The sequence below is a fragment of the Streptomyces sp. bgisy159 genome (genome assembly GCF_057707805.1).
Genome location: NZ_JBYIQX010000040.1, coordinates 42,537 through 66,032 on the forward strand (window position 1 = coordinate 42,537; position 23,496 = coordinate 66,032).

A 23,496-nucleotide genomic window follows, 5' to 3' on the forward strand; every position below is an offset into this window, starting at 1 on the left:
ACAGGTCAAGGGGTTTCCCTCGTCGCACCGCACCCCGCCCCGTGGAAGGATGGCCGAACCCACACATAACGAGGAGATGACCGCGTGCCTGGCACAAACCTGACTCGCGAAGAGGCACAGCAGCGGGCGAAGCTGCTGACCGTTGACTCGTACGAGATCGATCTCGACCTCTCCGGCGCGCAAGAGGGCGGCACCTACCGGTCCGTGACCATCGTGCGCTTCGACGTCACCGAGAACGGTGCCGAGTCCTTCATCGACCTGGTGGCGCCGGCCGTGCACGAGGTGACCCTCAACGGCGACGCCCTCGACCCCGACGAGGTCTTCAAGGACTCGCGGATCGCGCTCCCGGGGCTGCTGGAGGGCCGCAACGTCCTCCGGGTCGTCGCGGACTGCGCGTACACCAACACCGGTGAGGGCCTGCACCGGTTCGTCGACCCGGTCGACGAGCAGGCCTACCTCTACACGCAGTTCGAGGTACCGGACGCCCGCCGCGTCTTCGCCTCCTTCGAGCAGCCCGACCTGAAGGCCACCTTCCAGTTCACCGTGAAGGCGCCGGCCGGCTGGACGGTCATCTCCAACTCGCCCACGCCCGAGCCCAAGGACGACGTCTGGGCCTTCGAGCCGACGCCGCGGATCTCGTCGTACATCACCGCGCTGATCGTCGGCCCGTACCACTCCGTGCACAGCGTGTACGAGAAGAACGGCCAGAGCGTCCCGCTCGGCATCTACTGCCGCCCCTCGCTCGCCGAGTTCCTGGACTCGGACGCCATCTTCGAGGTCACCCGGCAGGGCTTCGACTGGTTCCAGGAGAAGTTCGACTACGCGTACCCGTTCAAGAAGTACGACCAGCTGTTCGTGCCCGAGTTCAACGCGGGCGCCATGGAGAACGCCGGCGCGGTGACCATCCGCGACCAGTACGTGTTCCGTTCGAAGGTCACGGACGCGGCGTACGAGATCCGCGCCGAGACCATCCTGCACGAGCTGGCCCACATGTGGTTCGGCGACCTGGTCACCATGGAGTGGTGGAACGACCTCTGGCTGAACGAGTCGTTCGCCACCTACACCTCCATCGCCTGCCAGGCATACGCCCCCGGGTCGCGCTGGCCGCACTCGTGGACCACCTTCGCCAACTCCATGAAGACGTGGGCGTACCGGCAGGACCAGCTGCCGTCCACCCACCCGATCATGGCGGAGATCCGCGACCTCGACGACGTGCTCGTCAACTTCGACGGCATCACCTACGCCAAGGGCGCCTCCGTCCTGAAGCAGCTCGTCGCGTACGTCGGCATGGACGAGTTCTTCCAGGGCGTACAGGCGTACTTCAAGCGCCACGCCTACGGCAACACGCGCCTGTCCGACCTGCTCGGCGCCCTGGAGGAGACCTCCGGCCGCGACCTGGGCACCTGGTCGACGAAGTGGCTGGAGACCGCGGGCATCAACGTCCTGCGCCCTGAGATCGAGACGGACGCGGACGGGGTCATCACCTCCTTCGCCGTCCGCCAGGAGGCCCCCGCGCTGCCCGCCGGCGCCAAGGGCGAGCCCACCCTGCGCCCGCACCGCATCGCCGTCGGCCTGTACGACCTGGACGAGGCCTCCGGCAAGCTGCTGCGCGCCGAGCGCGTCGAGCTGGACGTGGACGGCGAACTGACGGCCGTGCCGCAGCTCGTGGGCAAGCGCCGCCCGGCGGTCGTGCTGCTGAACGACGACGACCTCTCCTACGCCAAGGTCCGCCTCGACGAGGCGTCCCTCGCCTTCGTGACCGAGCACCTGGGCGACTTCGAGGCGTCCCTGCCGCGCGCCCTGTGCTGGGCGTCGGCGTGGGACATGACGCGCGACGCCGAACTGGCCACCCGCGACTACCTGTCCCTCGTCCTGTCCGGCATCGGCAAGGAGTCGGACATCGGTGTCGTGCAGTCGCTGCACCGGCAGGTGAAGCTGGCGATCGACCTGTACGCCGACCCGACCGCCCGCGACGCCCTGCTGACCCGCTGGACCGACGCCACCCTGGCCCACCTGCGCGCGGCCGAGCCCGGCGGAGACCACCAGCTGGCCTGGGCCCGCGCCTTCGCGGCGACCGCCCGCACGCCCGAGCAGCTGGACCTGCTGGAAGGGCTGCTGGACGGCACGCAGACGATCGACGGGCTGGCCGTGGACACCGAGCTGCGCTGGGCGCTCGTGCAGCGGCTGGCCGCCGTCGGCCGCTTCGACGAGGCGGAGATCGCCGGCGAGTACGAGCGCGACCGGACCGCCGCCGGCGAGCGCCACGCCGCCACGGCCCGCGCCGCCCGCCCGACCGCCGCGGCCAAGTCCGAGGCGTGGGCGTCGGTCGTGGAGTCCGGCAACCTCCCGAACGCCGTCCAGGAGGCCGTCATCGCCGGCTTCGTCCAGACCGACCAGCGCGAACTGCTCGCCCCCTACGCGGACAAGTACTTCGAGGTGGTCAAGGACATCTGGGACTCCCGCTCCCACGAGATCGCCCAGCAGATCGCGGTCGGCCTCTACCCGTCGATCCAGGTCTCCGCCGACACCCTGACCAAGACGGACACCTGGCTGGCGGCCACCGGCCCGAACGCGGCCCTGCGCCGCCTGGTCTCCGAGTCCCGCGCGGGCGTGGAACGCGCCCTCAAGGCCCAGCAGGCGGACGCGGCGGCCCAGTGACCGGCCGTCCCCTTCGCGTCTGAGGGGGCGCCCGGTGTGCAGCACACCGGGCGCCCCCGTTCCTTCGGCGCGGGGCGGCGAGCACCCGGCCCCGCAGCGTCCCGTCCCCGGCCGCCTGAGCGCCCCGCCCGGCCGGGCGCGCGACACGGTCCGGCCCGGAACGACGACCGCCCTCCCCGCCGAGGCGGGAAGGGCAGGGTTCGTCGGAGCCGGGCCGCCCGGGTGTCAGCCCTTCAGCTCGGCCGCGACCAGCTCCGCCAGCTGCACCGCGTTCAGCGCGGCACCCTTGCGGAGGTTGTCGTTGGAGATGAACAGCGCCAGGCCGTGCTCCACCGTCTCGTCGCGGCGGACGCGGCCCACGTACGACGGGTCCTGGCCGGCCGCCTGCAGCGGGGTCGGGATGTCGGTGACCGCGACACCGGGGGCCGCCGCCAGCAGCTCGATCGCGCGCTCGGGGCTGATCGGGCGGGCGAACCGGGCGTTGACCTGCAGGGAGTGGCCGGAGAACACCGGCACGCGCACACAGGTGCCGGATACCTTCAGCTCGGGGATCTCCAGGATCTTGCGGGACTCGTTGCGGAGCTTCTGCTCCTCGTCGGTCTCGTTCAGACCGTCGTCGACGATCGACCCGGCGAGCGGGAGCACGTTGAACGCGATCGGGCGCTGGTAGACGCCGGGCTCGGGGAAGTCGACCGCCGAACCGTCGTGGGTGAGCTTGTCGGCGTCGGCGATCACCTTCTGCGCCTGGCCGTGCAGCTCCGCCACGCCCGCGAGACCGGAGCCGGACACCGCCTGGTAGGTGGCGACGACCAGCGCCTCCAGGCCGGCCTCCTCGTGCAGCGGCTTCAGGACCGGCATCGCGGCCATCGTGGTGCAGTTCGGGTTGGCGACGATGCCCTTGGGGCGGTCCGCGACGGCGTGCGGGTTCACCTCGGAGACGACCAGCGGCACCTCGGGGTCCCGGCGCCACGCCGAGGAGTTGTCGATCACGACAGCGCCCTGCGCGGCGACCTTCTCGGCCAGCGCCTTCGAGGTGGCGCCGCCCGCGGAGAACAGCACGATGTCCAGGCCGGTGTAGTCGGCGGTGGACGCGTCCTCGACGGTGACGCCGTCCAGGACCGACCCGGCCGAGCGGGCCGAGGCGAACAGGCGCAGCTGCGTGACCGGGAAGTTCCGCTCCTGGAGGATCCTGCGCATGACCGTGCCGACCTGACCGGTGGCTCCGACGATTCCGACCCTCACGGTGACTCCCTGTCTCGTTTCCTGCGTAATGCCCGACCGAGGCTTTTCCATCATGCGGCCGACCCCGGCCCACCTGTCCAATCGTTTGGTCCCGGTGGTCAACCCGTGGGACGCCCGGCAGCGGCCGACGGTTCGTCCCGGGGCGCGGAAATACCGCTCGCACCCTCGCTGAACTGGAGGAATTCATCCGGCCGGGCTCCCGTGCCGGAAGCTCGCCTGCCCGTCGCGCGGCGGCTCACACCCAGTGTGACGTACGCCTCTGCGCCCCCGGCGCACAAGGCGCCGAACGTTTCCGCCCCCGTCGGCGTCATAGGGGAAACGCGGTGAGGGGAGGGCGTGCTGTGCTGCGCGGGAGGGCCCGCCGCGGCCGGCGGACGGTCGTGGCCGAGCACGGGGGCGGCCCCGGCGGCGATCCGCTGGACGCGGCGCAGGAACGCCGGGTGCGGGCGGTGCTCGCGCTCGGCGGGGTACCGCAGGCGGACCTGCCGGACGGGGTGCAGCAGGTCCGCCTGCGGCTGCTGGAACGCGCGGCCGGCGGCCGGGAGGCGCCCCGGGACGTCTCGGCGTGGGCGGCGGTGGTCGCCTCCAACCTCGCCATGGACTGGCACCGCGCCCGACGGCGCCGGGAGCGGCTGGGGGAGCGGCTGGCCTCCCTGCGCCAGTTCGAGCAGCCCTCCGGTGAGGACACCAGCGTGCTCTCCCTCGCGCTCGCGCAGGGCCTGGACGAACTGCCCGCCGCCCAGCGGCAGGTCGTGGTGCTGCGCTTCTACGCCGACCTGCCGGTGCGCTCCATCGCCGAGGAACTCGGCGTCCCGGAGGGCACGGTCAAGAGCCGCCTCCACACGGCGGTCCGGGCCCTGCGCGCCCGCCTGCACGAGGACGAGGTGGTGTGACATGCCCGCCGGACACGACGAGCGCGACGGCCGCGACCAGCGTGATGGCCACGACGAGCGCGACGGCCGCGACCAGCGTGATGGCCGCGGCGAGCTCGGCGGCCGTGATCAGCGTGATGGCCGCGACAAGCTCGACCGCCGCGACCAGCGTGATGGCATTGACGAGCCCGACCAGCCCGACCAGCCCGACCAGCCCGACCAGCCCGACCCGCGCGACGACCGGGCCCCGCGTGGCCTCCCGCACCAGCCGGACCCCGGTGACGTGTCCGGCGCCCGGGACGCTCTGATGGCCGCCCTCTCCGACGCCGGGCTCTCCGAGGCGGAACGCGCGGACCCCGGCTTCCTGGCCGAGCACCGGGCCGCCACCGCCGACCTGGCCCTGCTCCGCACCCACCTGACGGCTCTCGCGGACACCCTCACCGGGACGCCCCCCGCGACCGACGACCGCCCCGCACCGGCACGCGCCCCCGACCCGGCCCCCGTACACCCGCTGCCCCCGTCCCGGCGTCGCCGTCCCCGGAGCCGTGCGCTGCAGGCGGTGGGTGTCGCCGCGGCCGGGGTCATGGTGCTCTGGGGCGGGCTGCTGCTCGCGCGGGGCGGGGGCGCGGGGGACACGGCTGTGTCCAGCGGGGCGGAGAAGGCCCGGTCGGACGCCGGGTCGGGCACCGCCGAGGACTCCGCAGAGGCGGCGTACGGCCCGCTGAGCGACCCCGGTTACCTCGCGTGCGCCCGTGCGGTCGTCGAGGGTGACGTCACCGTCGTGCGGCAGCGGGCCGGCACCGGCGACCGCCGGATCACCCTGCGCGTCACCCGCTCCTACAAGCCGGCGCGGGCCGCCGCCTCGCTCACGGTCACGGTCCCCCGCGACCTCGATCCCCTGCTCGCCGAGGGCGACCACGTGCTCCTGGCGCTCTCGCCGGGCTCGGCCGTCCCGGACGTCTGGGCGGTCGGCGAGAGCCGTGTCGCTGCGGAACGGTCGGCGCTGGACCGCTCCCTGCCCGCGGCCGAGCACCTGGACTGCGCTCCGGGTGGCTGACGCCCGCCCGGCCGGCCACCGGACGTCGCAGGAGGGCGACGACACCCGTACGTCGAAGGGGCGGGCGCCGCCCCCACCGCGCCCGCCCCTGACCGCCGTACACCTGCCGCAGCCGGCGTACGTCCCCACCACGGCACCCCCCCCGACCATGGCCCCCCGCCCCGGCTTTCCCCCCAGCCATGGCTCCCCTCACCGCGGCCCCCACCGCGGCTCCCCTCCACCGCGGCACCCCCTGCCACGGCCCCCCCCACCGCGGCCGGTCCCCCGACCCGAGTAGGTCTACGGCTCGAACTTGTCCCACACCCAGCTGCCGGTGTCCTCGGTCGGCTTCTCCGGCTTCGGCATCGGCGGGTCGCCGAGGTCGTCCTCGATGACGACCGGGGCGGGTGGCGTGTCCGCCGCGACGGCGGCCGAGGCCCCGAGCGTCAGCGGCAGTGCCAGGGCCGCGACGACCGCCGCGGTGCCGACGGCGGTCCGGGCGGCTCGCCTGGTGATCTGTCTCATGCTGTGCCTCTGCATTCCTTGGTTCCCAAGCGCCTGCGGACACGATCATGTGCGGTGTGTCCGGCCGCTGTCAGTACGTGACCACTGGCATGAGGCGGCCATGGCAGCCTCATGCCACCCCCCGGGGGGTTTCACGCGGGGGGTTTCACGCCGGCCAGGCTCTCGCCGGGCGCACCTGCCAGGGGGCGTTCAGATAGGGGTCGGGGGCGCAGCAGTCGAGGGTCCAGCCGGAGAGCGGTCCGGGGGCGGTCAGCCAGTGCTCCCAGCCGTGCCGGGCGAGCACGGTCGCCTCGTTGCGGGACGGGGCCTCCACGAAGGTCATGACCACCACGGAGGTGCCCCGGCGGACCGGCGACACATGGGCGATCCCCGGCCGGGGCGCGGCCCGGCTGAGCCGTGTGACGTCGTCGAGCCACCGGTCGCCGGGCAGAACGTCCGGCGGCGCGGGGCCCTCGGCGAACGCGGGCCCGGGCGGCGGGAGGAGGACGACCTTGACTGCGTACACCCGGCGACCTTAGGCGGCCGGACGGCGGCCCGGCCGCGCGTCAGCCCTGACCGCCACCGGTCATGGCAGGGAGCGGCCACCCCTTGCGGCACCAGCCCCCCGCCCGCCTCGCGGCCCTGGTCCCCGCCCGCCTCGCGGCCCTGCCCCGCCCGTCTCCCTGCCCCTGCCCAGTACGTCCCCCGTCGCCCCTCACAACCACCCCCGGCGCACCGCCTCCGCCCCCGCCTGGAAGCGGCTCTGGACACCGAGACGTTTCTGCAGATCGGCGGTGTTGCGGCGGACGGTACGCAGGGAGACGCCCATCTTGCGGGCGATGCCCTCGTCGGTCATGCCCCCCGCCAGCATCCTCAGCAGCGCGCTCTCCCGGTCGGTGGGCGCGTCGTCCGAGGGTTCCTGGGGCGGCTCGCCGAGCGGTACCGCGCTCTCCCACACCAGGTCGAACAGCTCCTCCAGCGCCCGCACCATGCTGGGGTAGCGGATCAGCAGGGCGCCCTGCTTGCTGTCGTCGGGGTCGATGGGGATCACGGCGGCGGCGCGGTCGCACAGGATCATGCGCATCGGCAGCGTCGGCACGGTCCGCGTCTCCCCGCCGACGGAGGCCAGCCAGGTCGCGTACTCGACGGTCGCGGAGTCGTTGCGCACGCTGTCGAGGTAGACGGTCCGCATCCGCACCCCGCGCGCCAGGTTCTGCTCGTCCAGTGGCCGTCCCGCCTCCAGCGCGGCGGCGCTGAGCGCGCCGCCCGGCACGAAGGTGTGGACGTCGGAGCGGGCGCCGTGGGCGAGTTCCATCAGCCGGACCCGTACCGCGTCCACGCCCTCCAGCCGCTCCACCCCGCTGTCCCCGCGGTGCGCGGTGATCGCGGTGTACTCGGCGGCGAGGGTGGCCAGCGCGGCCCGCTCACGGGACAACCGGGCGCGCTGCTCGTCGAGTTCGGCCTCCTTGCGCAGCAGCAGCGGGGAGATGACCACCTCGGGGCTGACCGGCACGAACTGGTGGTCGGTGGCCTCGTGCAGCAGGGACAGCTGGGTGAGCCGGTCGAGCGCCGCACGGACCTCGGCGGGGGCCAGACCGGTCTCCCGGGCGATGTCCTCCAGGGTCCAGGACGGGTGCAGCAGCAGGGCCCGGTAGACGTCGTGCGTGGAGCCGTCTATGCCGATGGAGTCCAGCAACGTTCCCCCTGGCGGTTCGTGACGGTCAGGTCGGCTGGGCCGACGGTACCGGATCTTCCGCCCCTCACCGCGGGAGCCGCCCGGCTGGCAGGCTGCGGCCATGGCCACCGGGTGCCAGGTGCGGGGCCGTCCGGGGCGTCCCGGGCGGGCCTAGGGTCGTAGCCATCCGGACCGGGACCCGAGGACGGCGCCGCGCGGGGGGCGGTACCGCCCGGTCGGGCCCAGGGAAAAAGGGGCGGGTGCTTTGGGGAGCACCCGCCCCTCTTTTCGTTCTCTCGGCCGGCGCTCCGCGGGCGACCGCCGGCCGCGCGGAGCGCCGGTGTACGGCAGGCCGGCGACGGTCGCCGCCGGTGTGCCGCTAGCCGACGACCTTCTGGATCACCACCGTGCCGGTGCCCGCCGCGGTGCCCCGGGCGTTGATCAGCCGGACCTCGCCGAAGAGCTGACGGCCCTCGGGGCCGGCCGACCGGGCGACCACGTCACCGGAGATCGTCGCGGACGCGCCGCTGGCGATGGAGACGCTCCTGGTGGTGTCGACGTTCACCGTGCCGAGGTCGGCGGAGAAGTAGACGTCCTTGTAGGAGAACGTCGTGGTGCCCGCCGGCACGCTGTAGCCGTCGACCACGACCGTGTACGTCCCGGCGGCGGGCTCGGTCAGGCTGACCGACTCCTCCGAGTCGCCGTCGGCGGACTGGCCGACGGTGACGCCGTCCTTGAGGACGGTCAGGTCCAGGTCGGCGTTCGGGTCGGAGGTCGAGCCGATGGCGATGTCGAACCGCTCGACGCCCTCGGGGACGACGACCGTGCTGCGCTGCGACTCGTGGTGGCCGATGGTCGGCGTCGCGATCTTCGCGGAGCCCAGCGAGCCGCCCTCCAGCTTGCCCTGAAGGGCCGCGAAGTCGTTGGTCACGGTCCACTCGGCGGTGACCGGCGTGCCGACCGTGGCCTCGGGGACGGTCCGCACGGCCGGCTCGAAGACCGTGCCGAGCACCGAGACGTCCAGCTTGTACGGGTTGTCGAGGAACGGCGAGGTGCGCCGCGACTCGACCTCGATCTCCCAGACGCCGGGCAGCGGGTCGGTGTAGGTCCGCAGGTCGGGACGGCAGGTGTTGGGGCTGTCCGGCACCGAGTAGTGCGGGTAGCAGTAGATCGTCGAGCTGTCCTCGACCGGCACGCCGTACGGGTTGATGGTGATGAACCGGGTCTGGCTGTCGCCCTTCAGCCCGCCGAGCGCGACCTCCAGGGTCCTGGCGCCCTGCGGCACGGTCACGAAGTACGAGGTGCTGCTGTTGCGCTGCACCGAGGCGGACTTGGTGAACGCGTACGACGGCTTTGCCAGTTCGTGGGAGGCGACGACGGTGGTGAGGATCTGCTTGTCGACGCCCTCGGTGTCCTCGTCGTCCAGCTCCAGGATGGCGCTGTGCGCGCCGGCGCTCTTCGCCTTCGCCCGCACCTTGACGGTGACCGGCTTGTTCAGCGGGAGTTCGACCTCGTCGTCACCGAGCAGCTTGAAGGTGCCGTCGTTGTTCTTCCACTCCAGCTCGTGCTCGACGGTGCCGGCCGGGCCGGACGTACGGGTGATGGTGATGTCGTACGTCTTCTTCTGGCCGACCTTCAGGCCGCCCTCACGGTCGTAGAGGCCGGTGCCGAAGCCCGGCTCCTTCAGCAGCTGGTCGATCGCGGTGTCGACCGGCGCCTTGACGGTGTAGTCGTGCGCGGTCGCGCCGTCCTTGATGGCGTCCCACGCCTGCACGATACGGATCAGGCCCGCGCCCTGGACGTGCGCCGGCACGCCCTTGATGGTGCGCGCGGTGCTGGTCAGCGCGGTGCGCAGGGTCAGCGGCGACAGCGGGATGTGACGCTGCTTGGCGGCGGACAGCAGCAGCGCGCTCGCCCCGGCGGCCTGCGGGGAGGACATCGAGGTGCCCTGCAGCATGGCGTAGCCGGGCGGCAGGCTGTAGCCGGCCTCGGCGGTCGGGGAGCCCGGCGCCCAGGTCTGGATGGTGTTGATGGCGGCGCCCGGCGCGGTCAGCGTCGGCGTGAAGCCGCCGTCCTCGCGGGGGCCGGCGGAGGAGAAGGGCAGCATGGCGTACTTCTTCTTCACCACGGAGCCGTAGTTGGCCGCCCAGGTCTCCTTGGAGATGGAGGCGCCGACGCTGATGACCTTGTCGGCCAGGCCGGGGTCGCCGATGGTGTTGGTGCCGGGGCCCTCGTTGCCGGCGGAGATCACCAGCTGGACGCCGTACTGGTCGATGAGCCGGGTGTAGAGCTCGGCGCGGGCGTTGTTGCCGTCGTTCAGCGCGGGCAGGCCGCCGATCGACATGTTGACGATGTCCACGCCACGCTTGGTGACGAGGTCGATCATGCCCTCGGTGAGCGCGACATTGGTGCAGCCGCCGGTCCAGGTGCAGGCCCGGGAGGAGACGATCTTCGCGCCGGGCGCGGCACCGTTCATCTTCCCGCCGAACAGGCCGTTGGCGGCGGTGATGCCCGCGACGTGGGTGCCGTGCCGGCCCTCGATGACGCCGATGCTGACGTAGTCGGACTTGTCGCCGGCCTGGTCGTACGTGACGTCCTTGCGGATCTCCACGACGAACGGGATGCGCTCGGCGATGGCGGTGGCCGGGTCGTCGGTGCCGAAGTAGCCGATCTGGAAGCCGTCCTTGTACGGCTTCATGGCCTCTTCGTCCGTGAAGTCCCCGTCGTTGTCGAGGTCCACCCGGACGGTGCTGGCGGCGGGGTCGTAGAGCACGCCCCAGACGTCGGTGGTGTCGCCGTCGCGGTTGAGGTCGCCGGCCATGTCGCCGCCGCGGGTGGCGGACTCGGCGAAGGTCTGCAGCTTGTACGCGCCCGCGGGCGCCTTCCAGGTGCGGCCGCCGGCGGTGAACACGGGGCCGGTCACCGAGGCGTTCATCCGCAGCCAGGTGCCGTCGCGGTCGGTGACCGGGTCGGTCGCGGTCACCCAGTCGACGATCTTGCGCTCGCCGGTGGTGGTCTTCTGCAGCGCCGGGTGGGCGATGTCGACGCCGGAGTCGAGGATGCCGATGGTGACGCCGCGGCCGTCGTACCTCGGGTGGTCCTTCACGAAGGACACCGCGCCCGTCTCGAAGGACGGGTTGTACGGGTTCCTGGCGGGCGTCTTCCGGCCGGGAGCGGGGTAGCCGGCGCCGTGGCCGGTCGCGTCGGCGGTGCTGCCGGGGGCCGGGTCGTCCAGGGCGATCTCCTGGCGCAGGTCGATGGCCTGTACGGAGGAGAGCTTGGTGGCGGCGGTGAGGGCCTTGTCGGCCTTGCCGGTCGGGACGGTGGCGCGGACGTAGCCGAGCTTGTCGTCGGTCCTGCCGATCAGGGTGCCGCCCTCGGCGGTCAGCTGGTCGCGGACCTGCTCGGTCCGGCCGGGTGTGGTCGCCACCATGAAGGTGACCGTCCGGTCGCCATCGGCCTTGGCCTCGGCCAGTAGCTGCGCGTCGTCCGAACCGAGCTTGTCGTCGGCGGACTTGGCGGGCTGGGTGGCGGGCGCGGGCGCCGGGTCGTCGGCGGTCGCGGCGAGGGCGGCGGGTATCGGACCTGCCGCGGCCAGCGCGGCGACGAGACCGGCGGCCACGGCTGTGCGGGCCACGCGTCTCGCGACCGGTGCCGGGCCGCGGTGGGGGGTGTGGGTCATCGGCATCCCTTGTAGCTGAAGGAACGTGCGTCGGACGACCGCACAGCCTTGCCCAAGGGAAGGAGTTCTGGGGGAGATTGGCCGAATCGAAGGGGATCTATGGGGAAAACCCGCGATGGACGTTACGGGCGTACGGGGCCGGCTGTGACATTCCTGTGAGGCGCCGGCCCGGCCGGGTCAGGCGTCCTTCGAACGGGCGTAGTGCCGGGACGCCTTGGCGCGGTTGCCGCAGGCGGCCATGGAGCACCAGCGGCGGGTGCCGTTGCGGGAGGTGTCGAAGAAGTGCAGGACGCACGCCTCGTGCGCGCAGGCCCGGATCCGGTCGGGCGCGGTGGCGAGCAGCCGGAGGTAGTCGCGGGCGGCGAGCCAGGCCGGCCCCCACGCCGGGTCGCCGAACTCCGGCCGCTCGCCGGGCCCTTCGGCGGTCAGGGTGGGCCGGACGCGCCCGTGGGCGAGCACGGCGTCGACGCCGTCCGGACGTGACTCGTCCACGGCGGCCCGCAGGGCGTCCCGCGCGGTGAGCAGGTGCCGCAGCGCGGCGGCGTCGGCGGCGAAGTCGCCGTCCAGGCCGTTGGCGGCCAGCCACACCGCGAGCCCGTCGGTGTCCGTGAGCAGGTCCTGCGGCCCGCCGTCGCCCCGCCACCGGGTGTTGAGCAGATCGAGGGAGAGCGGTTCCCCGGTCAGCGGGCGGGGGTCGAGGGGTGCGGACATCCGGGGCCTCCTTGCGTACTAACCACTTAAGGGTACGTGACCGGTTGACGCACCCCTCTCTAACCACTAACGTCAAAGACGCCGGTTAGGGAACTTCCCGGCCGGACCACCACCCAAGGGGGGGCACAGCCATGACCGCTCTGCGCACCGGCCACATAGGCCTCAACGTCACCGACATCGCCCGCTCGCTCGACTTCTACCGGGACGTCCTCGGCTTCACCGTGATCGGCGAGGGCAAGGAGGAGGGCCGCCGGTACGCCTTCCTCGGCGACGGCGACAGCCTCGTCCTCACCCTGTGGCAGCAGGCCGAGGAGGGCTACGACCCGCACCGCGCCGGCCTGCACCACCTGGCCTTCGAGGCCGCGTCCGTGGACCGGGTCGAGGAGTACGAGGCGGCCTTGCGCGCCTACGGCGTCGACTTCGCCTACGACGGTGTGGTCGCCCACGGCGAGGGCGCGGCCTCCGGCGGCATCTTCTTCCACGACCCCGACGGCACCCGTCTGGAGATCTCCGTCCCGACCGGCGTCCAGGGCGCACCCGCCCCGGCCGAGTCCGCCCCGACCTGCGGTTTCTTCTGACCGGCCAGCGGTCTTCGCCGAAACGCTCGAAACGCTCGAAACGCTTGGAACGCTCGAAACGCACGAGATGGAGGGATCGCCGATGACGGGCGTCTACCACGCCGGCTCCCGAGCCGTGCAGGACCGGGCCGGCGTACGCGACCTCGCCGACCACGTCGGCCGGTCCGTGCTCGGCGGCATCAAACCGGTGGCCGCCGCCTTCCTGGAGCTCCAGCCGCTGCTCTTCCTCGGCGCCGCCGACCCGGTGACGGGGGCGGTGTGGGCGTCGGTCCTCTCCGGTGCCCCGGGCTTCCTCCGGGCCACCGGGCCCCGACAGCTCTCCGTCATCGGCGGCCCCGCTCCCGCGGACCCGCTGGCGGCCGCCCTCGCCACCCCGGGCACCCACGTGGGCACCATCGCCCTCGACCCGCGCACCCGCCGCCGTATGCGCCTGGGCGGCCGCTCCCGGCCGACGGAACGCGGCTTCGCCGTCGAGGCCGACCGGGTCTTCGCCAACTGCCCCAAGTACCTGCAGAAACGGCAGTCCTACGAGTTCGTGGACCGCCCGCCGGCCGAGGCGGCGCGCGGTGACGAACTGACGCCCTCCCAGGCGGGGTTCATCACGGCCGCCGACACGTTCTTCCTGGCCACCGTGCACGACGACGGCGCCGACGCCAGCCACCGGGGCGGCAACCCCGGCTTCGTCCGCGTCGACTCTCCGCGCGAGCTGAGCTGGCCGGACTACCCCGGCAACTCCATGTTCCTCACCCTCGGCAACCTCACCACCGACCCGCGGGCCGGCCTGCTCTTCCTGGACTGGACGACCGGCCGCACCCTGCGCCTGACCGGCCGGGCGCGCGTGGAGCACGGCCCCGACGGCACCCGCACCCTCCGCTTCACCCTCACCGAGGCCCTCGACACCCCGGCGGAGTTGCCGCTGCGCTGGTCCCCGCCCGAATACTCGCCTGCCAATCCGCGGCCCGCGCGTTAACGTCCCGGCGTGCGCCGGAATCTGAGGGTGGCGGCCTACGCCGTGTGTGTCCGTGACGGAGAGATCCTGCTGGCCCGTTCCCCGGCGGAGGACGGCACCCCCGAGTGGGTGCTGCCCGGCGGCGGCATGGAACACGGCGAGGACCCGCACGACACGGTCCTGCGCGAACTGGCCGAGGAGACCGGTTACCGCGTCGAGGTGACCGGGCTCCTCGGCGTCCACTCCCTCAATCTGACCCGCCCCCGCCGGGGCCTGCGCCGCGCCGTCGACCACCACGGGGTACGCCTCGTCTACGAGGCCCGCGTCACCGGCGGCGAACTGCGCTGGGAGACCGACGGCTCGACCGACATGGCCGCCTGGCACCCCCTGGACGACGTCCCCGGCCTGCCCCGGATCCCGCTGGTCGACGTGGCCCTGCGCCTGTGGCGGGACCGCCCGCCGACGGGACGAGTGGCAACGGCCCCGCACGGCCGGGGCACGGGGGCCTGACACCGGGGTCTGACGGGTCCGCCGACAGGAGTACGGCCCCGGCCGCTCACCGCACTCGTGCACGGCTCCTCCCCGCACGTGCACCGCTTCGCGCACACGCTCCGCGCCACTCCTCAGGACGCCGAGGACGCCGCCCAGGAAGCGCTGATCATCCTCTACCGCAGGATCGGCATGCTGCGCGCCTCCGGGGCGCTGGCGTCCTGGATGTTCCGGATCGTCCGCAACGAGTGCCTGCGCCGCACCCGCACACTGCTCCGGCCCGCACCGGCCGACGGAACCGGCCGAGCGGGGGCCGTCACCGCGCGCTCCGCCGAGGAGGACGCCCTGCAGCGCCTGGAGGCCGAACGCGTCGCCGCCGCCGTCGCCGCCCTGTCCGACGACCAGCGGCGGGTGCTGGTGATGCGCGACATCCAGGGCCTGCCCGGCCGCACCGTCGCCGACCGGCTCGGGCTGACCACCACCGCGATGAAGTCCCGCCTGCACCGGGCCCGTTCGGCGGTACGTGAGGCCCTGCACGAGGAACCGACCGGAGCGAGGAGCCCCGACCATGGCAGCTGACCCGACGACGACCATCCGCACCGAGCCGGCCGGCGACACCGGCGTCCGCGCGGACCCACCCCCGCCCGGCCGCTTCGCCGGCGACAGCGTCCCGCGCCACCTGGCCCGCGGCACCCTCGGCTTCGGCGCGCTCATCGCCTCCCTGGCCCTGCTGCCGGTGACCGGCCCGGTGAGCCTGCTGCTCGCCCCGGCCGGCCTGATCGCGCTGCGCGGCTGCCCGATGTGCTGGGCGATCGGCCTCGCGGAAACGGTCTCGGCCGGACGGCTGCGCCGCTCCTGCGTGGACGGGAGGTGCGAACTCACCCGAGGCGGGGTGCGGTGAGTACCGGGTTCGTGCGGGAGCGGCGAGGCGGGGCCGGGGCGGCGGTGGGGCGGCTCCCTCCGGCCGAGGAGGAGGTGGAAACACACCGGAAGAGGGGCCCCGGGTGATGCCCAGGGCCCCTCCTCTCCCCTCCTGGCGCCCCCGGTCCGTCACTACCGGGGGAGCACCACGACGTAGGCGGCGGGGTCGCGGTCCGGTGCCGCCATGAGGGCGGTGCGGACCACCGCCGCCTGCTGTTCCATCGCGTCGCGCAGCTTCCGGGGGGTGACGTGGACGACGGTGATGCCGAGCCGCTCCAGGTGCTCCCGCTTGCGGGCGTACTCGGACCACACCTCGTCGTCGTCCTGCCGCAGGCCCTGGCGCGGGGCGCGGGTGTCCAGCTCGACGGCGACGGCCTGCTCCGGCCAGTAGGCGTCGAGGCCGCCGAGGTGGGGGCCGCCCGGCAGGCGGAGGTCGACGTTCCAGACCGGGTCGGGGAGGCCGTACTCGTGGACCATGCGGTAGAGGCCGTCCTCGGCGACGGCCCGGCCCTCGGCGAGCAGCGAGTCGACCGCGTCCACCACGTGGGGGCGGCTGAGCAGCTTGGCCCGGTTGAGCTCCCGCACGACCGTGGCGGGTTCACAGTGGCCGCCGCGCACCGCCTCGGTCAGCAGCCGCCGCACCACGTTCGCGTCGGTCAGCCGCGCCACCGCGTCGGCGAGGGCGCGCGGCACCGGGGCGACCGGGACGCCGGTCGCCTGCTCGGCCGCCGGCAGGTCGGGCGTGCGGACGATGCGGGCGCAGCCCGTCGAGCGCAGGCGGCGCAGCCGAGGCACGAGGACGTCGATCTGCTCCAGCGACAGCAGAGGGGGAGCGCAGGAGAAGCCGTGGAGGTTCAGGGCCGCCAGGCCGGTGATCATCGCCTCCCGGTAGGTGGGGCGGTACGGCTTCTCGGCGTCGGGCTGGACCGGCACCCCGGCCGGCGCGGACTGGCGGGCCGCGTACAGCAGTACCGCGTGCAGCCGCTCCTCGCTGGTCGGCGGGCCCGGGTGGAGCAGGACGACACCGGGGAGGAGCTGCTGCCAGGGGCCGCCGGGCCGGCACTGCTCGTTGGTCTCGGCCGCGGAGACGCCGTGCGCGCGCAGTTGGGCCGCCGTGAGGACGCGGCGCAGGTCGTGAGCCAGGTGGTGCAGGGGGCGGGGGGAGAGCGGGGAGGCCGGGGGGAGCGGGGGGTTGTGGTTCATGCGATCGGGATTCCGCGCCGGGTCCGGCTCCTAACCGCTGTTACACGCTCGTCGACAAAGCCGGACAAGCCCGCGCTAAAGGACGGGTGTTCGGATGCCGAGTAGGCGCCGATAACCCCTGGTCCAGATGGGTGGGACCAGGGGTTACGGGCATGATGGACCGAATTTCGTAACGGTGGCCGTCCGCTCAATTCATGGCCAAAGGTGAGGGGTCAGGTGGCGGGTGCCGCCTCGGCGTCCCGCGCCTGTCCGCGCAACGACCGGGCCAGGTCGTCCCGCGCCTCCAGCACCAGCCGGCGCAGGGCCGGGGGCGCCGACTCGTGCGCCGCCAGCCAGGCGTCGGTCGCCGCCAGGGTCTCGGGGGAGTCCTGCCACGACGGGAAGAGACCCGACACCACGTCCATGCCGATCTGGATCGACCGCTCGGCCCACACCCGCTCGATCACCTCGAAGTACCGGTCCGCGTACGGCGCGAGCAACTCCCGCTGGGACGACCGCGCGAAGCCGGCGATCGTCGCGGTCGCCAGGGCGTTGGACAGCGTGTCCGACTCCACGAGCTGCGCCCACGCCTGCGCCTTCACCGCCGCCGACGGGCGGGCGGCCAGGCAGCGGACCTGGTGGCGCTTGCCGGAGGCGGTGTCGTCGCGGGCCAGTTCGGCGGCCAGCTCCTTCTCGCCCACGACGTCGTGCGCGGCCAGCGCGTCCAGGAACGCCCACCGCAGCTCCTGGTCCACGTCGAGGCCCGGCAGGGTCACCGTGCCGTCCAGAAGACCGCTCAGCAGGTCGAAGTCGGCCCGCGCGTCGGCCACCCGCGCGAAGAACCGCGCCCACGCCAGCTGCCGCTCACCGCCCGGCTCGGCCGCGCGCAGCTCCCGCGACGCACCCTCGGCGAGACGCCGGCCGGTCGCCTGGCGGGCACCCGGCGCCACATAGTGCTCCAGCGCCGACTCGGCCCACGCGTGCAGCATCTGCAGCACCCCGATGTCGGTCTCCCGGCCCGCGAACCGCAGCACCAGGTCGACGAACTCCCGCGCGGGCAGCAGCGCGTCCCGCGTCATGTTCCACAGCGCCGACCAGCACAGGGCGCGCGCCAGCGGGTCGGTCAGGTCACCGAGACCCGAACGCAGCGCCGCCAGCGAGGTCTCGTCGAACCGCGTCTTGCAGTACGTCAGGTCGTCGTCGTTGACCAGCACCAGCTCCGGGGCGTCCGCGCCGGCCAGCTCAGCGACCAGGGTCCGGGGACCGTCGACGTCCACCTCCGCGCGGGCGTACCGCTCAAGCGCCCCGCCCCCGGTACGGCGGTACAGCCCGACCGCGACCCGGTGCGGCCGCAGCTCGGGGTGCGATTCGGCGGCCTCCTGCAGCACGGCCAGTTCGTCGATCCGGCCCTCGGCGTCCAGCAGCACCTGCGGGGTGAGCGAGTTGACGCCCGCCGTCTGCAGCCAGGCCCCCGCCCACGCGCCCATGTCCCGGCCGCTGGTCTCCTCCAGCGCCGACAGCAGGTCGCCGAGCCGGGTGTTGCCGTACGCGTGCCGCTTGAAGTAACGCCGGGCGCCCTCCAGGAAGGCGTCCTGGCCGACGTACGCCACCAGCTGCTTGAGCACCGAGGCGCCCTTGGCGTACGTGATGCCGTCGAAGTTGAGCTTGGCGTCCTGGAGGTCGCGGATGTCGGCCGTGATCGGGTGGGTGGAGGGCAGCTGGTCGGCCCGGTACGCCCACGCCTTGCGGCGGTTGGCGAAGGTGATCCAGCCGTCCTCGAAGCGGGTCGCGCCGACCAGCGAGAAGGAGCCCATGAAGTCCGCGAACGACTCCTTCAGCCACAGGTCGTCCCACCACTCCATGGTGACCAGGTCGCCGAACCACATGTGCGCCATCTCGTGCAGGATGACGTTCGCCCGCGCCTCGTACGACGCCCGGGTGACCTTGCCCCGGAAGATGTACTCCTCGCGGAAGGTCACCAGCCCCGGGTTCTCCATCGCGCCCAGGTTGTACTCCGGCACGAACGCCTGGTCGTACTTGCCGAACGGGTACGGGTAGTCGAAGTGGTCGTGGAAGAAGTCCAGGCCCTGCTTGGTGAGCAGGAAGACGTCGCCCGCGTCGAAGTGCGGGGCCAGACCCTTGCGGCACAGCGCGCCCAGCGGGATCTCCAGCGTCGTACCGTCGTCGAGGACCCTGCTGTAGGAGTCCGTCACGTAGTGGTAGGGGCCGGCCACGACACAGGTGATGTACGTCGAGATCGGCTTGGTCTCCGCGAACCGCCACACCCCGTCGGCGCGGTGCCCGGCGCCGTTGCTCCACACGGTCCACTCCTCGGGCGCCCGTACCTCGAAGCGGAACGGGGCCTTGAGGTCGGGCTGCTCGAAGTTGGCGAACACCCGCCGGGAGTCGGCCGGTTCGTACTGCGTGTAGAGGTAGACCTCGCCGTCCTCGGGGTCGACGAAGCGGTGCAGGCCCTCGCCGGTGCGCGAGTAGGCGCACTGCGCGTCGACCACCAGCTCGTTCTCGGCGGCCAGGTCCTCCAGGACGATGCGCGTGCCGTCGAAGACCTCGCTCGGGTCGAGGTCCCGGCCGTTGAGGGAGACGGCGGTGACGCGCGGGGCGACCAGGTCGGCGAAGGTCGAGGCCCCCGGCTCGTTGCACCGGAAGCGGATCGTGGTGACGGACCGGAAGGTGCGCGGCTCGGCCGCCGCGTCCGACGGCGCGTCGCCGACGGCGGAGCGCACGTCGAGGGACACGTCGTACCCGTCGACGCTGAGCAGGGCGGCCCGCTCCCGGGCCTCGTCGCGGGACAGGTTCTCACCGGGCACGAGTGGCACTCCCTCAGGTGGTGATCAGAATGTGGACAGCACCGATCCTGCCACGCGGACCTGGCACCGGACAGCGGACAGCGGGGACCGGGCGGCGGCCGGGGCGCCCGTGGCGGCCGGGAATGGGCGGCGCCCACGGGATGTTGCTCCTTCAAACGCCGGTTCCGAAGGAGACTCATGTCCGACAGCGTGACGCCCGCCACGAAGACCCCGGTCGACTTCTGGTTCGACCCGCTCTGCCCCTGGGCCTGGATGACCTCGCGGTGGGTGCTGGAAGTGGAGAAGGTCCGCGACATCGAGGTCCGTTGGCACATCATGAGCCTCGCCGTACTCAACGAGGACAAACTGGACGAACTCCCCGAAGACTACCGGGACATGCTCGCCACCAAGGCGTGGCAGCCGGTCCGCGTGGTCACCGCCGCCTGGCAGAAGCACGGCGACGACGTCCTCGGCCCGCTCTACACCGCGCTCGGCACCCGCATCCACAACAACGGCGAGGGTCCGACGCCGGCGGCCATCGCCGGCGCGCTCGCGGACGTCGGCCTGCCCGCCGACCTCATCGACTACGCCGAGCAGGAGAACTTCGAGTTCGACGCCGAACTGCGCGCCTCCCACAAGGAGGGCATCGACAAGGTCGGCCAGGACGTCGGCACCCCGGTCATCGCCGTCCCCGGCTCCGACGGCGAGCAGCTCGCCTTCTTCGGTCCGGTCGTCACCCCCGCCCCCAAGGGCGAGGAGGCCGCCCGCCTGTGGGACGGCACCCTGGCCGTCGCCTCGGTGCCGGGCTTCTACGAGATCAAGCGGACCCGCACCAAGGGCCCGGACTTCAGCAACCTCTAGGACCCGGTTCCGCGCCGTGCCGACGGCTTCGGCGCCGGCACGGACCGCCGGCTCACCGCCGTCGGGACCGAGCCCACGGGAGAGGCCCTCGCGAGTCACGTCCTCGCGAGGGCCTCTCCTTCCACCGGCCTGCCCGCGTGAAGGGTGAGAAGACGATCACGAGGCAGGACGTCCTCAGGGTCCGAGCAGCAGCACGTCCGTGCGGGAGGCGGCCGCCGCGTACCGCCGGGCGACGTCCTGCCAGTTCACGACCTGCCACATCGCCTCGATGAAGTCCACCTTCTGGTTGCGGTACTGCAGGTAGAAGGCGTGCTCCCAGGCGTCGAAGACCAGGATCGGGGTCGCGCCCTGCCCGACGTTGCCCTGGTGGTCGTAGACCTGCTCGACGATCAGCCGGCCGCTCAGCGGCTCGTACGCCAGCACGCCCCAGCCCGAGCCCTGGGTGGTGGCCGCCGCCTTGGACAGCTGCGCCTTGAAGCCGGCGAAGGAGCCGAACGACTCGGTGATGGCCTCGGCCAGCTCACCCACGCCGTCCTGGGCCAGCGGCTCGCCGCCGCCCTCCTTCGGGCCGGTCATGTTCTGCCAGTAGATCGAGTGCAGGATGTGCCCCGACAGGTGGAAGGCCAGGTTCTTCTCCAGGCCGTTGACCGAGCCCCACTGTTCCCTGTCCCGCGCCTCGGCCAGCTGCTCCAGCGTGTCGTTGGCGCCCTTCACGTAGGCCGCGTGGTGCTTGTCGTGGTGCAGCTCGATGATCTCGGGGCTGATGACGGGGGCCAGCGCGGAGTAGTCGTACGGCAGGTCGGGCAGCGTGTAGACGGGCATGGCGGGGTCTCCTCCGGGCCTTGGGCGGCTCTTATTGCAAATAGCTCGCAACAACAAGCTAGCAGCAAAAAGCCCCCGTGTGGATCACACGGGGGCTCGCTGCGCGTCGCGGCCGGGGCCGGTCAGCCGCGGCGCCTCTGCCACACGTATCCGACGGCCGCCAGGAACAGCGTCATCCCGCCCGACGAGTACAGCTGCACCCGGGTGTCCGCCTCCCGGGCCATCAACACGAAGATCGCCGCCATGCCGGCCAGTGCCGCCCAGGTCAGGAAGGGGAACGCCCACATCCGCACGGTCAGCTTCTCGGGCGCCTCGCGTTCGAGCCGGCGCCGCAGCAGCAGCTGGGAGACCGCGATGAAGATCCAGACGATCAGGATCACCGCGCCGATCATGTTCAGCAGCCAGGGAAACGCGTCGTCCGGCCGCGCGTAGCTCAGCGCCACGCACCCGATGCCGAACACCGAGGACGCCAGGACGGCCAGGCGCGGCACCCCGCCGGACACCCGGGCCAGCGCCCGCGGCCCCTGGCCCCGCTGCACCAGGGAGTAGGCGATGCGCGAGGACCCGTAGATGTTGGCGTTCATCGCCGACAGCAGCGCCACCAGCACCACCACGTTCATCAGCTGACCGGCGCCGGGGATGCCCAGGCGGTCGAGCGCGGCCACGTACGGGCCCTTCACCGTGACGTCCTCGGAGTCCCACGGCACCAGCGTGACGATGACGGCCATCGAGCCGATGTAGAACAGCGCGATCCGCCACATCGCCGTCCGCACGGCGCTCGCCACGCCCTTGACCGGGTTCTCCGACTCGGCGGCGGCGATGGTCACCGTCTCCAGGCCGCCGTACGCGAACACCGACGCCAGCAGGCCGATGACCAGGCCCTCGCCGCCGTTCGGCAGGAAGTCGGTGAGATGGGCGGTGCCCGGGGCGTCGGTGCCCGGCAGGAGCCCGGCGATGGCCAGCACGCCCAGCACCAGGAACAGCGAGATCGCGCCGACCTTCAGCGCCGCGAACCAGAACTCGAACTCGCCGAAGTTCTTCACCGCGGCCAGGTTCGTCGCGCAGAACACCACGACGAACAGCGCCACCCAGGCCCACTCGGGCGTCCCCGGCAGCCAGCCCGTGACGATCTTCGCCGCGCCGATGCCCTCCAGGCCCACCGCGGTGCACAGCAGCACCCAGAAGGACCAGCCCGCGGCGAACCCGGCCCACGGCCCGATCGCCCGCTCGGCGTGCGCCGAGAAGGAACCCGAAGAGGGGTAGGCGGCCGACATCTCGCCCAGCATCCGCATCACCAGCATCACGAGGAGGCCGGAGAGCGCGTAGGCGAGGACGATGGAGGGGCCGGCGGCGGCGATCCCCGCGCCGGACCCGACGAAGAGGCCGGCGCCGATGACACCGCCGAGGGCGATCATCGACAGGTGGCGCTGTTTGAGACCGTGGGAGAGGGTGGCTTCGTCCCGGCCGGAGACCGGGTCCACCTTGGTGGTGCTGGGCATGGGCGCGGCTCGTCCAATGCGTGAGATGGGCAAAACGCCCACAGTTTCGACGGGCGTACCCGACACAGGGATCCTCCGTCCGCTATCCGGACGTCCTGTGTGCGCTGCGTGACCACTCCGTGACCGTACGGTCGCGTGTGAGCCTGATCGCCGCGCCGCCGTGACCGGGGTCACTCCGAACCGCGTGTAGCGACCATTCTTTGTGCGGAGCGCACCAAGTCCGTGATCGCCCCTTTGTCGACGGCTGACGGTGATCGCGGGGAAGGCGCTGGGATAGCGTCGACGCGTCCCTCTGCCCCCACCTCCACCGCGGAGTCCCCATGAGCACCGCCGCCGCATCCGCCGCATCCGTCCGCCCGGGGCAGGTCCTCGCCGACCTCCTTCCGGCCGGCCGCGTGCGCGACATCGCCCTGGTCGTGGGCGGTGCCGCCCTCACCGGCCTCGCGGCCCAGCTGTCGGTGCCCGTCCCCGGCTCCCCGGTCCCGGTCACCGGCCAGACCTTCGCCGCGCTCCTCGTCGGCACCTCCCTCGGCGCGGGCCGGGGCTTCCTCTCCCTCGCCCTGTACGTCGTCGCCGGCATGGCGGGAGTGCCGTGGTTCGCCGAGCACTCCTCCGGCGCCGCGATGCCGTCCTTCGGATACGTCCTCGGCATGCTGCTCGCCGCCACCGTCGTGGGTGCCCTGGCCCGGCGCGGCGCCGACCGCAGCGCCTGGCGGACGGCCGGGGCGATGGTGCTGGGCTCGGCGATCATCTACGCCGTCGGCGTGCCCTACCTCGCGCTGTCCGCCGGCCTGTCCGCCTCCGCCGCCGTCGCGGCCGGCCTGACGCCGTTCCTCGTCGGCGACGCGCTGAAGGCGGCGCTGGCGATGGGGCTGCTGCCGACGGCCTGGAAGCTGCTCCGCCGCTGAGGCCGCACCGCGGCCGACCTGCCGAGAGGGCCTGCCGAGAGGGCCTGCCGAGAGGGCCTGCCGAGAGGGCCTGCCGAGAGGGCCTACCGGGGGGGGCGCA

General features: G+C 72.8%; 20 protein-coding genes. 10 read left to right on the plus strand and 10 right to left on the minus strand.

The features are described 5' to 3' along the window. The first annotated feature begins 84 nt into the window (after positions 1-84). Positions 85-2,658, plus strand: coding sequence for an aminopeptidase N (gene pepN, locus AC3ET3_RS28695; protein WP_432133045.1), 2,574 nt, complete (start codon positions 85-87; stop codon positions 2,656-2,658). A 225-nt stretch (positions 2,659-2,883) separates the two neighbouring features. On the opposite strand, the gene AC3ET3_RS28700 is transcribed toward pepN (AC3ET3_RS28695), so the two are convergent. Further along, complete coding sequence (locus AC3ET3_RS28700) at positions 2,884-3,900, minus strand: aspartate-semialdehyde dehydrogenase (protein WP_432133044.1); 1,017 nt, start codon at positions 3,898-3,900, stop codon at positions 2,884-2,886. Positions 3,901-4,241: 341 nt separating this feature from the next. Here AC3ET3_RS28700 and AC3ET3_RS28705 point away from each other — a divergent pair, with 341 nt between their 5' ends. Both AC3ET3_RS28705 and AC3ET3_RS28710 read left to right on the plus strand, forming a co-directional pair. Beyond that, a complete protein-coding gene (locus AC3ET3_RS28705; protein WP_432133043.1) occupies positions 4,242-4,793 on the plus strand; it encodes a sigma-70 family RNA polymerase sigma factor in 552 nt (183 codons plus the stop codon). A 1-nt stretch (position 4,794) separates the two neighbouring features. Beyond that, entirely contained in the window at positions 4,795-5,829 is a 1,035-nt protein-coding gene (locus AC3ET3_RS28710; protein ID WP_435613140.1) for a hypothetical protein, read from the plus strand. Positions 5,830-6,108: 279 nt separating this feature from the next. Here the strand turns inward: AC3ET3_RS28710 and AC3ET3_RS28715 are convergent, their stop codons facing one another. The 5 genes from AC3ET3_RS28715 to AC3ET3_RS28735 form a co-directional block, all read right to left on the minus strand. Further along, positions 6,109-6,333: a hypothetical protein gene (locus AC3ET3_RS28715; protein WP_432133041.1), complete on the minus strand. Its 225-nt coding sequence runs from the start codon at positions 6,331-6,333 to the stop codon at positions 6,109-6,111. A gap of 145 nt (positions 6,334-6,478) precedes the next feature. Next, complete coding sequence (locus AC3ET3_RS28720; RefSeq protein WP_432133040.1) at positions 6,479-6,838, minus strand: hypothetical protein; 360 nt, start codon at positions 6,836-6,838, stop codon at positions 6,479-6,481. 189 nt (positions 6,839-7,027) lie between these two features. Beyond that, positions 7,028-8,008, minus strand: coding sequence for a LuxR C-terminal-related transcriptional regulator (locus tag AC3ET3_RS28725; RefSeq protein WP_432133039.1), 981 nt, complete (start codon positions 8,006-8,008; stop codon positions 7,028-7,030). Positions 8,009-8,366: 358 nt separating this feature from the next. Further along, positions 8,367-11,669, minus strand: coding sequence for a S8 family serine peptidase (locus AC3ET3_RS28730; RefSeq protein WP_435613141.1), 3,303 nt, complete (start codon positions 11,667-11,669; stop codon positions 8,367-8,369). Positions 11,670-11,846: 177 nt separating this feature from the next. Beyond that, complete coding sequence (locus AC3ET3_RS28735) at positions 11,847-12,380, minus strand: CGNR zinc finger domain-containing protein (protein ID WP_435613142.1); 534 nt, start codon at positions 12,378-12,380, stop codon at positions 11,847-11,849. Positions 12,381-12,511: 131 nt separating this feature from the next. On the opposite strand from AC3ET3_RS28735, the gene AC3ET3_RS28740 reads away from it, so the two are divergent. The 5 genes from AC3ET3_RS28740 to AC3ET3_RS28760 all read left to right on the plus strand — a co-directional run bounded on the left by AC3ET3_RS28740 (position 12,512) and on the right by AC3ET3_RS28760 (position 15,297). Continuing rightward, on the plus strand, positions 12,512-12,958 hold the full coding sequence (locus tag AC3ET3_RS28740; protein ID WP_432157902.1) for a VOC family protein: 447 nt from the start codon (positions 12,512-12,514) through the stop codon (positions 12,956-12,958). An 82-nt stretch (positions 12,959-13,040) separates the two neighbouring features. Beyond that, positions 13,041-13,928: a pyridoxamine 5'-phosphate oxidase family protein gene (locus AC3ET3_RS28745; protein ID WP_432157903.1), complete on the plus strand. Its 888-nt coding sequence runs from the start codon at positions 13,041-13,043 to the stop codon at positions 13,926-13,928. Between the two features lie 9 nt (positions 13,929-13,937). Next, entirely contained in the window at positions 13,938-14,417 is a 480-nt protein-coding gene (locus tag AC3ET3_RS28750; protein ID WP_432133034.1) for an NUDIX hydrolase, read from the plus strand. A gap of 9 nt (positions 14,418-14,426) precedes the next feature. Continuing rightward, positions 14,427-14,975 carry an RNA polymerase sigma factor gene (locus tag AC3ET3_RS28755; protein WP_435613147.1) on the plus strand — a complete coding sequence of 183 codons (549 nt, stop codon included), beginning with the start codon at positions 14,427-14,429 and terminating at the stop codon, positions 14,973-14,975. Continuing rightward, on the plus strand, positions 14,965-15,297 hold the full coding sequence (locus AC3ET3_RS28760) for a hypothetical protein (RefSeq protein WP_435613143.1): 333 nt from the start codon (positions 14,965-14,967) through the stop codon (positions 15,295-15,297). The genes AC3ET3_RS28755 and AC3ET3_RS28760 overlap by 11 nt, the downstream gene beginning before the upstream one ends. 152 nt (positions 15,298-15,449) lie before the next feature. On the opposite strand, the gene AC3ET3_RS28765 is transcribed toward AC3ET3_RS28760, so the two are convergent. Next, positions 15,450-16,520 (minus strand): hypothetical protein, encoded by a 1,071-nt coding sequence (locus tag AC3ET3_RS28765; RefSeq protein ID WP_435613144.1) that lies wholly within the window; start codon positions 16,518-16,520, stop codon positions 15,450-15,452. 212 nt (positions 16,521-16,732) lie between these two features. Then, positions 16,733-19,327: an aminopeptidase N gene (gene pepN, locus AC3ET3_RS28770; RefSeq protein WP_435613145.1), complete on the minus strand. Its 2,595-nt coding sequence runs from the start codon at positions 19,325-19,327 to the stop codon at positions 16,733-16,735. Positions 19,328-19,504: 177 nt separating this feature from the next. Between pepN (AC3ET3_RS28770) and AC3ET3_RS28775 the strand changes: the two genes are divergently transcribed. After that, on the plus strand, positions 19,505-20,167 hold the full coding sequence (locus AC3ET3_RS28775) for a mycothiol-dependent nitroreductase Rv2466c family protein (protein WP_432133030.1): 663 nt from the start codon (positions 19,505-19,507) through the stop codon (positions 20,165-20,167). Between the two features lie 174 nt (positions 20,168-20,341). Here the strand turns inward: AC3ET3_RS28775 and AC3ET3_RS28780 are convergent, their stop codons facing one another. Together AC3ET3_RS28780 and AC3ET3_RS28785 are read right to left on the minus strand one after the other, a co-directional pair. After that, positions 20,342-20,989: a superoxide dismutase gene (locus AC3ET3_RS28780; RefSeq protein ID WP_432133029.1), complete on the minus strand. Its 648-nt coding sequence runs from the start codon at positions 20,987-20,989 to the stop codon at positions 20,342-20,344. A gap of 122 nt (positions 20,990-21,111) precedes the next feature. After that, positions 21,112-22,488, minus strand: a complete 1,377-nt coding sequence (locus tag AC3ET3_RS28785; protein WP_432133028.1) for an amino acid permease — start codon at positions 22,486-22,488, stop codon at positions 21,112-21,114. 320 nt (positions 22,489-22,808) lie between these two features. Here AC3ET3_RS28785 and AC3ET3_RS28790 point away from each other — a divergent pair, with 320 nt between their 5' ends. Next, positions 22,809-23,396 carry a biotin transporter BioY gene (locus tag AC3ET3_RS28790; RefSeq protein WP_432133027.1) on the plus strand — a complete coding sequence of 196 codons (588 nt, stop codon included), beginning with the start codon at positions 22,809-22,811 and terminating at the stop codon, positions 23,394-23,396. Positions 23,397-23,496: the final 100 nt, after the last annotated feature.

What these genes read in the sequence shown, in the direction of transcription:
- AC3ET3_RS28780 (WP_432133029.1), bottom strand. Translation starts at nt 20,989, where the DNA reads ATGCCCGTCTACACGCTGCCCGACCTGCCGTACGACTACTCCGCGCTG.
- AC3ET3_RS28775 (WP_432133030.1), top strand. Translation starts at nt 19,505, where the DNA reads ATGTCCGACAGCGTGACGCCCGCCACGAAGACCCCGGTCGACTTCTGG.
- AC3ET3_RS28715 (WP_432133041.1), bottom strand. Translation starts at nt 6,333, where the DNA reads ATGAGACAGATCACCAGGCGAGCCGCCCGGACCGCCGTCGGCACCGCG.
- AC3ET3_RS28745 (WP_432157903.1), top strand. Translation starts at nt 13,041, where the DNA reads ATGACGGGCGTCTACCACGCCGGCTCCCGAGCCGTGCAGGACCGGGCC.
- AC3ET3_RS28765 (WP_435613144.1), bottom strand. Translation starts at nt 16,520, where the DNA reads ATGAACCACAACCCCCCGCTCCCCCCGGCCTCCCCGCTCTCCCCCCGC.
- AC3ET3_RS28760 (WP_435613143.1), top strand. Translation starts at nt 14,965, where the DNA reads ATGGCAGCTGACCCGACGACGACCATCCGCACCGAGCCGGCCGGCGAC.
- AC3ET3_RS28740 (WP_432157902.1), top strand. Translation starts at nt 12,512, where the DNA reads ATGACCGCTCTGCGCACCGGCCACATAGGCCTCAACGTCACCGACATC.
- AC3ET3_RS28790 (WP_432133027.1), top strand. Translation starts at nt 22,809, where the DNA reads ATGAGCACCGCCGCCGCATCCGCCGCATCCGTCCGCCCGGGGCAGGTC.
- AC3ET3_RS28735 (WP_435613142.1), bottom strand. Translation starts at nt 12,380, where the DNA reads ATGTCCGCACCCCTCGACCCCCGCCCGCTGACCGGGGAACCGCTCTCC.
- AC3ET3_RS28785 (WP_432133028.1), bottom strand. Translation starts at nt 22,488, where the DNA reads ATGCCCAGCACCACCAAGGTGGACCCGGTCTCCGGCCGGGACGAAGCC.
- AC3ET3_RS28710 (WP_435613140.1), top strand. Translation starts at nt 4,795, where the DNA reads ATGCCCGCCGGACACGACGAGCGCGACGGCCGCGACCAGCGTGATGGC.
- AC3ET3_RS28730 (WP_435613141.1), bottom strand. Translation starts at nt 11,669, where the DNA reads ATGACCCACACCCCCCACCGCGGCCCGGCACCGGTCGCGAGACGCGTG.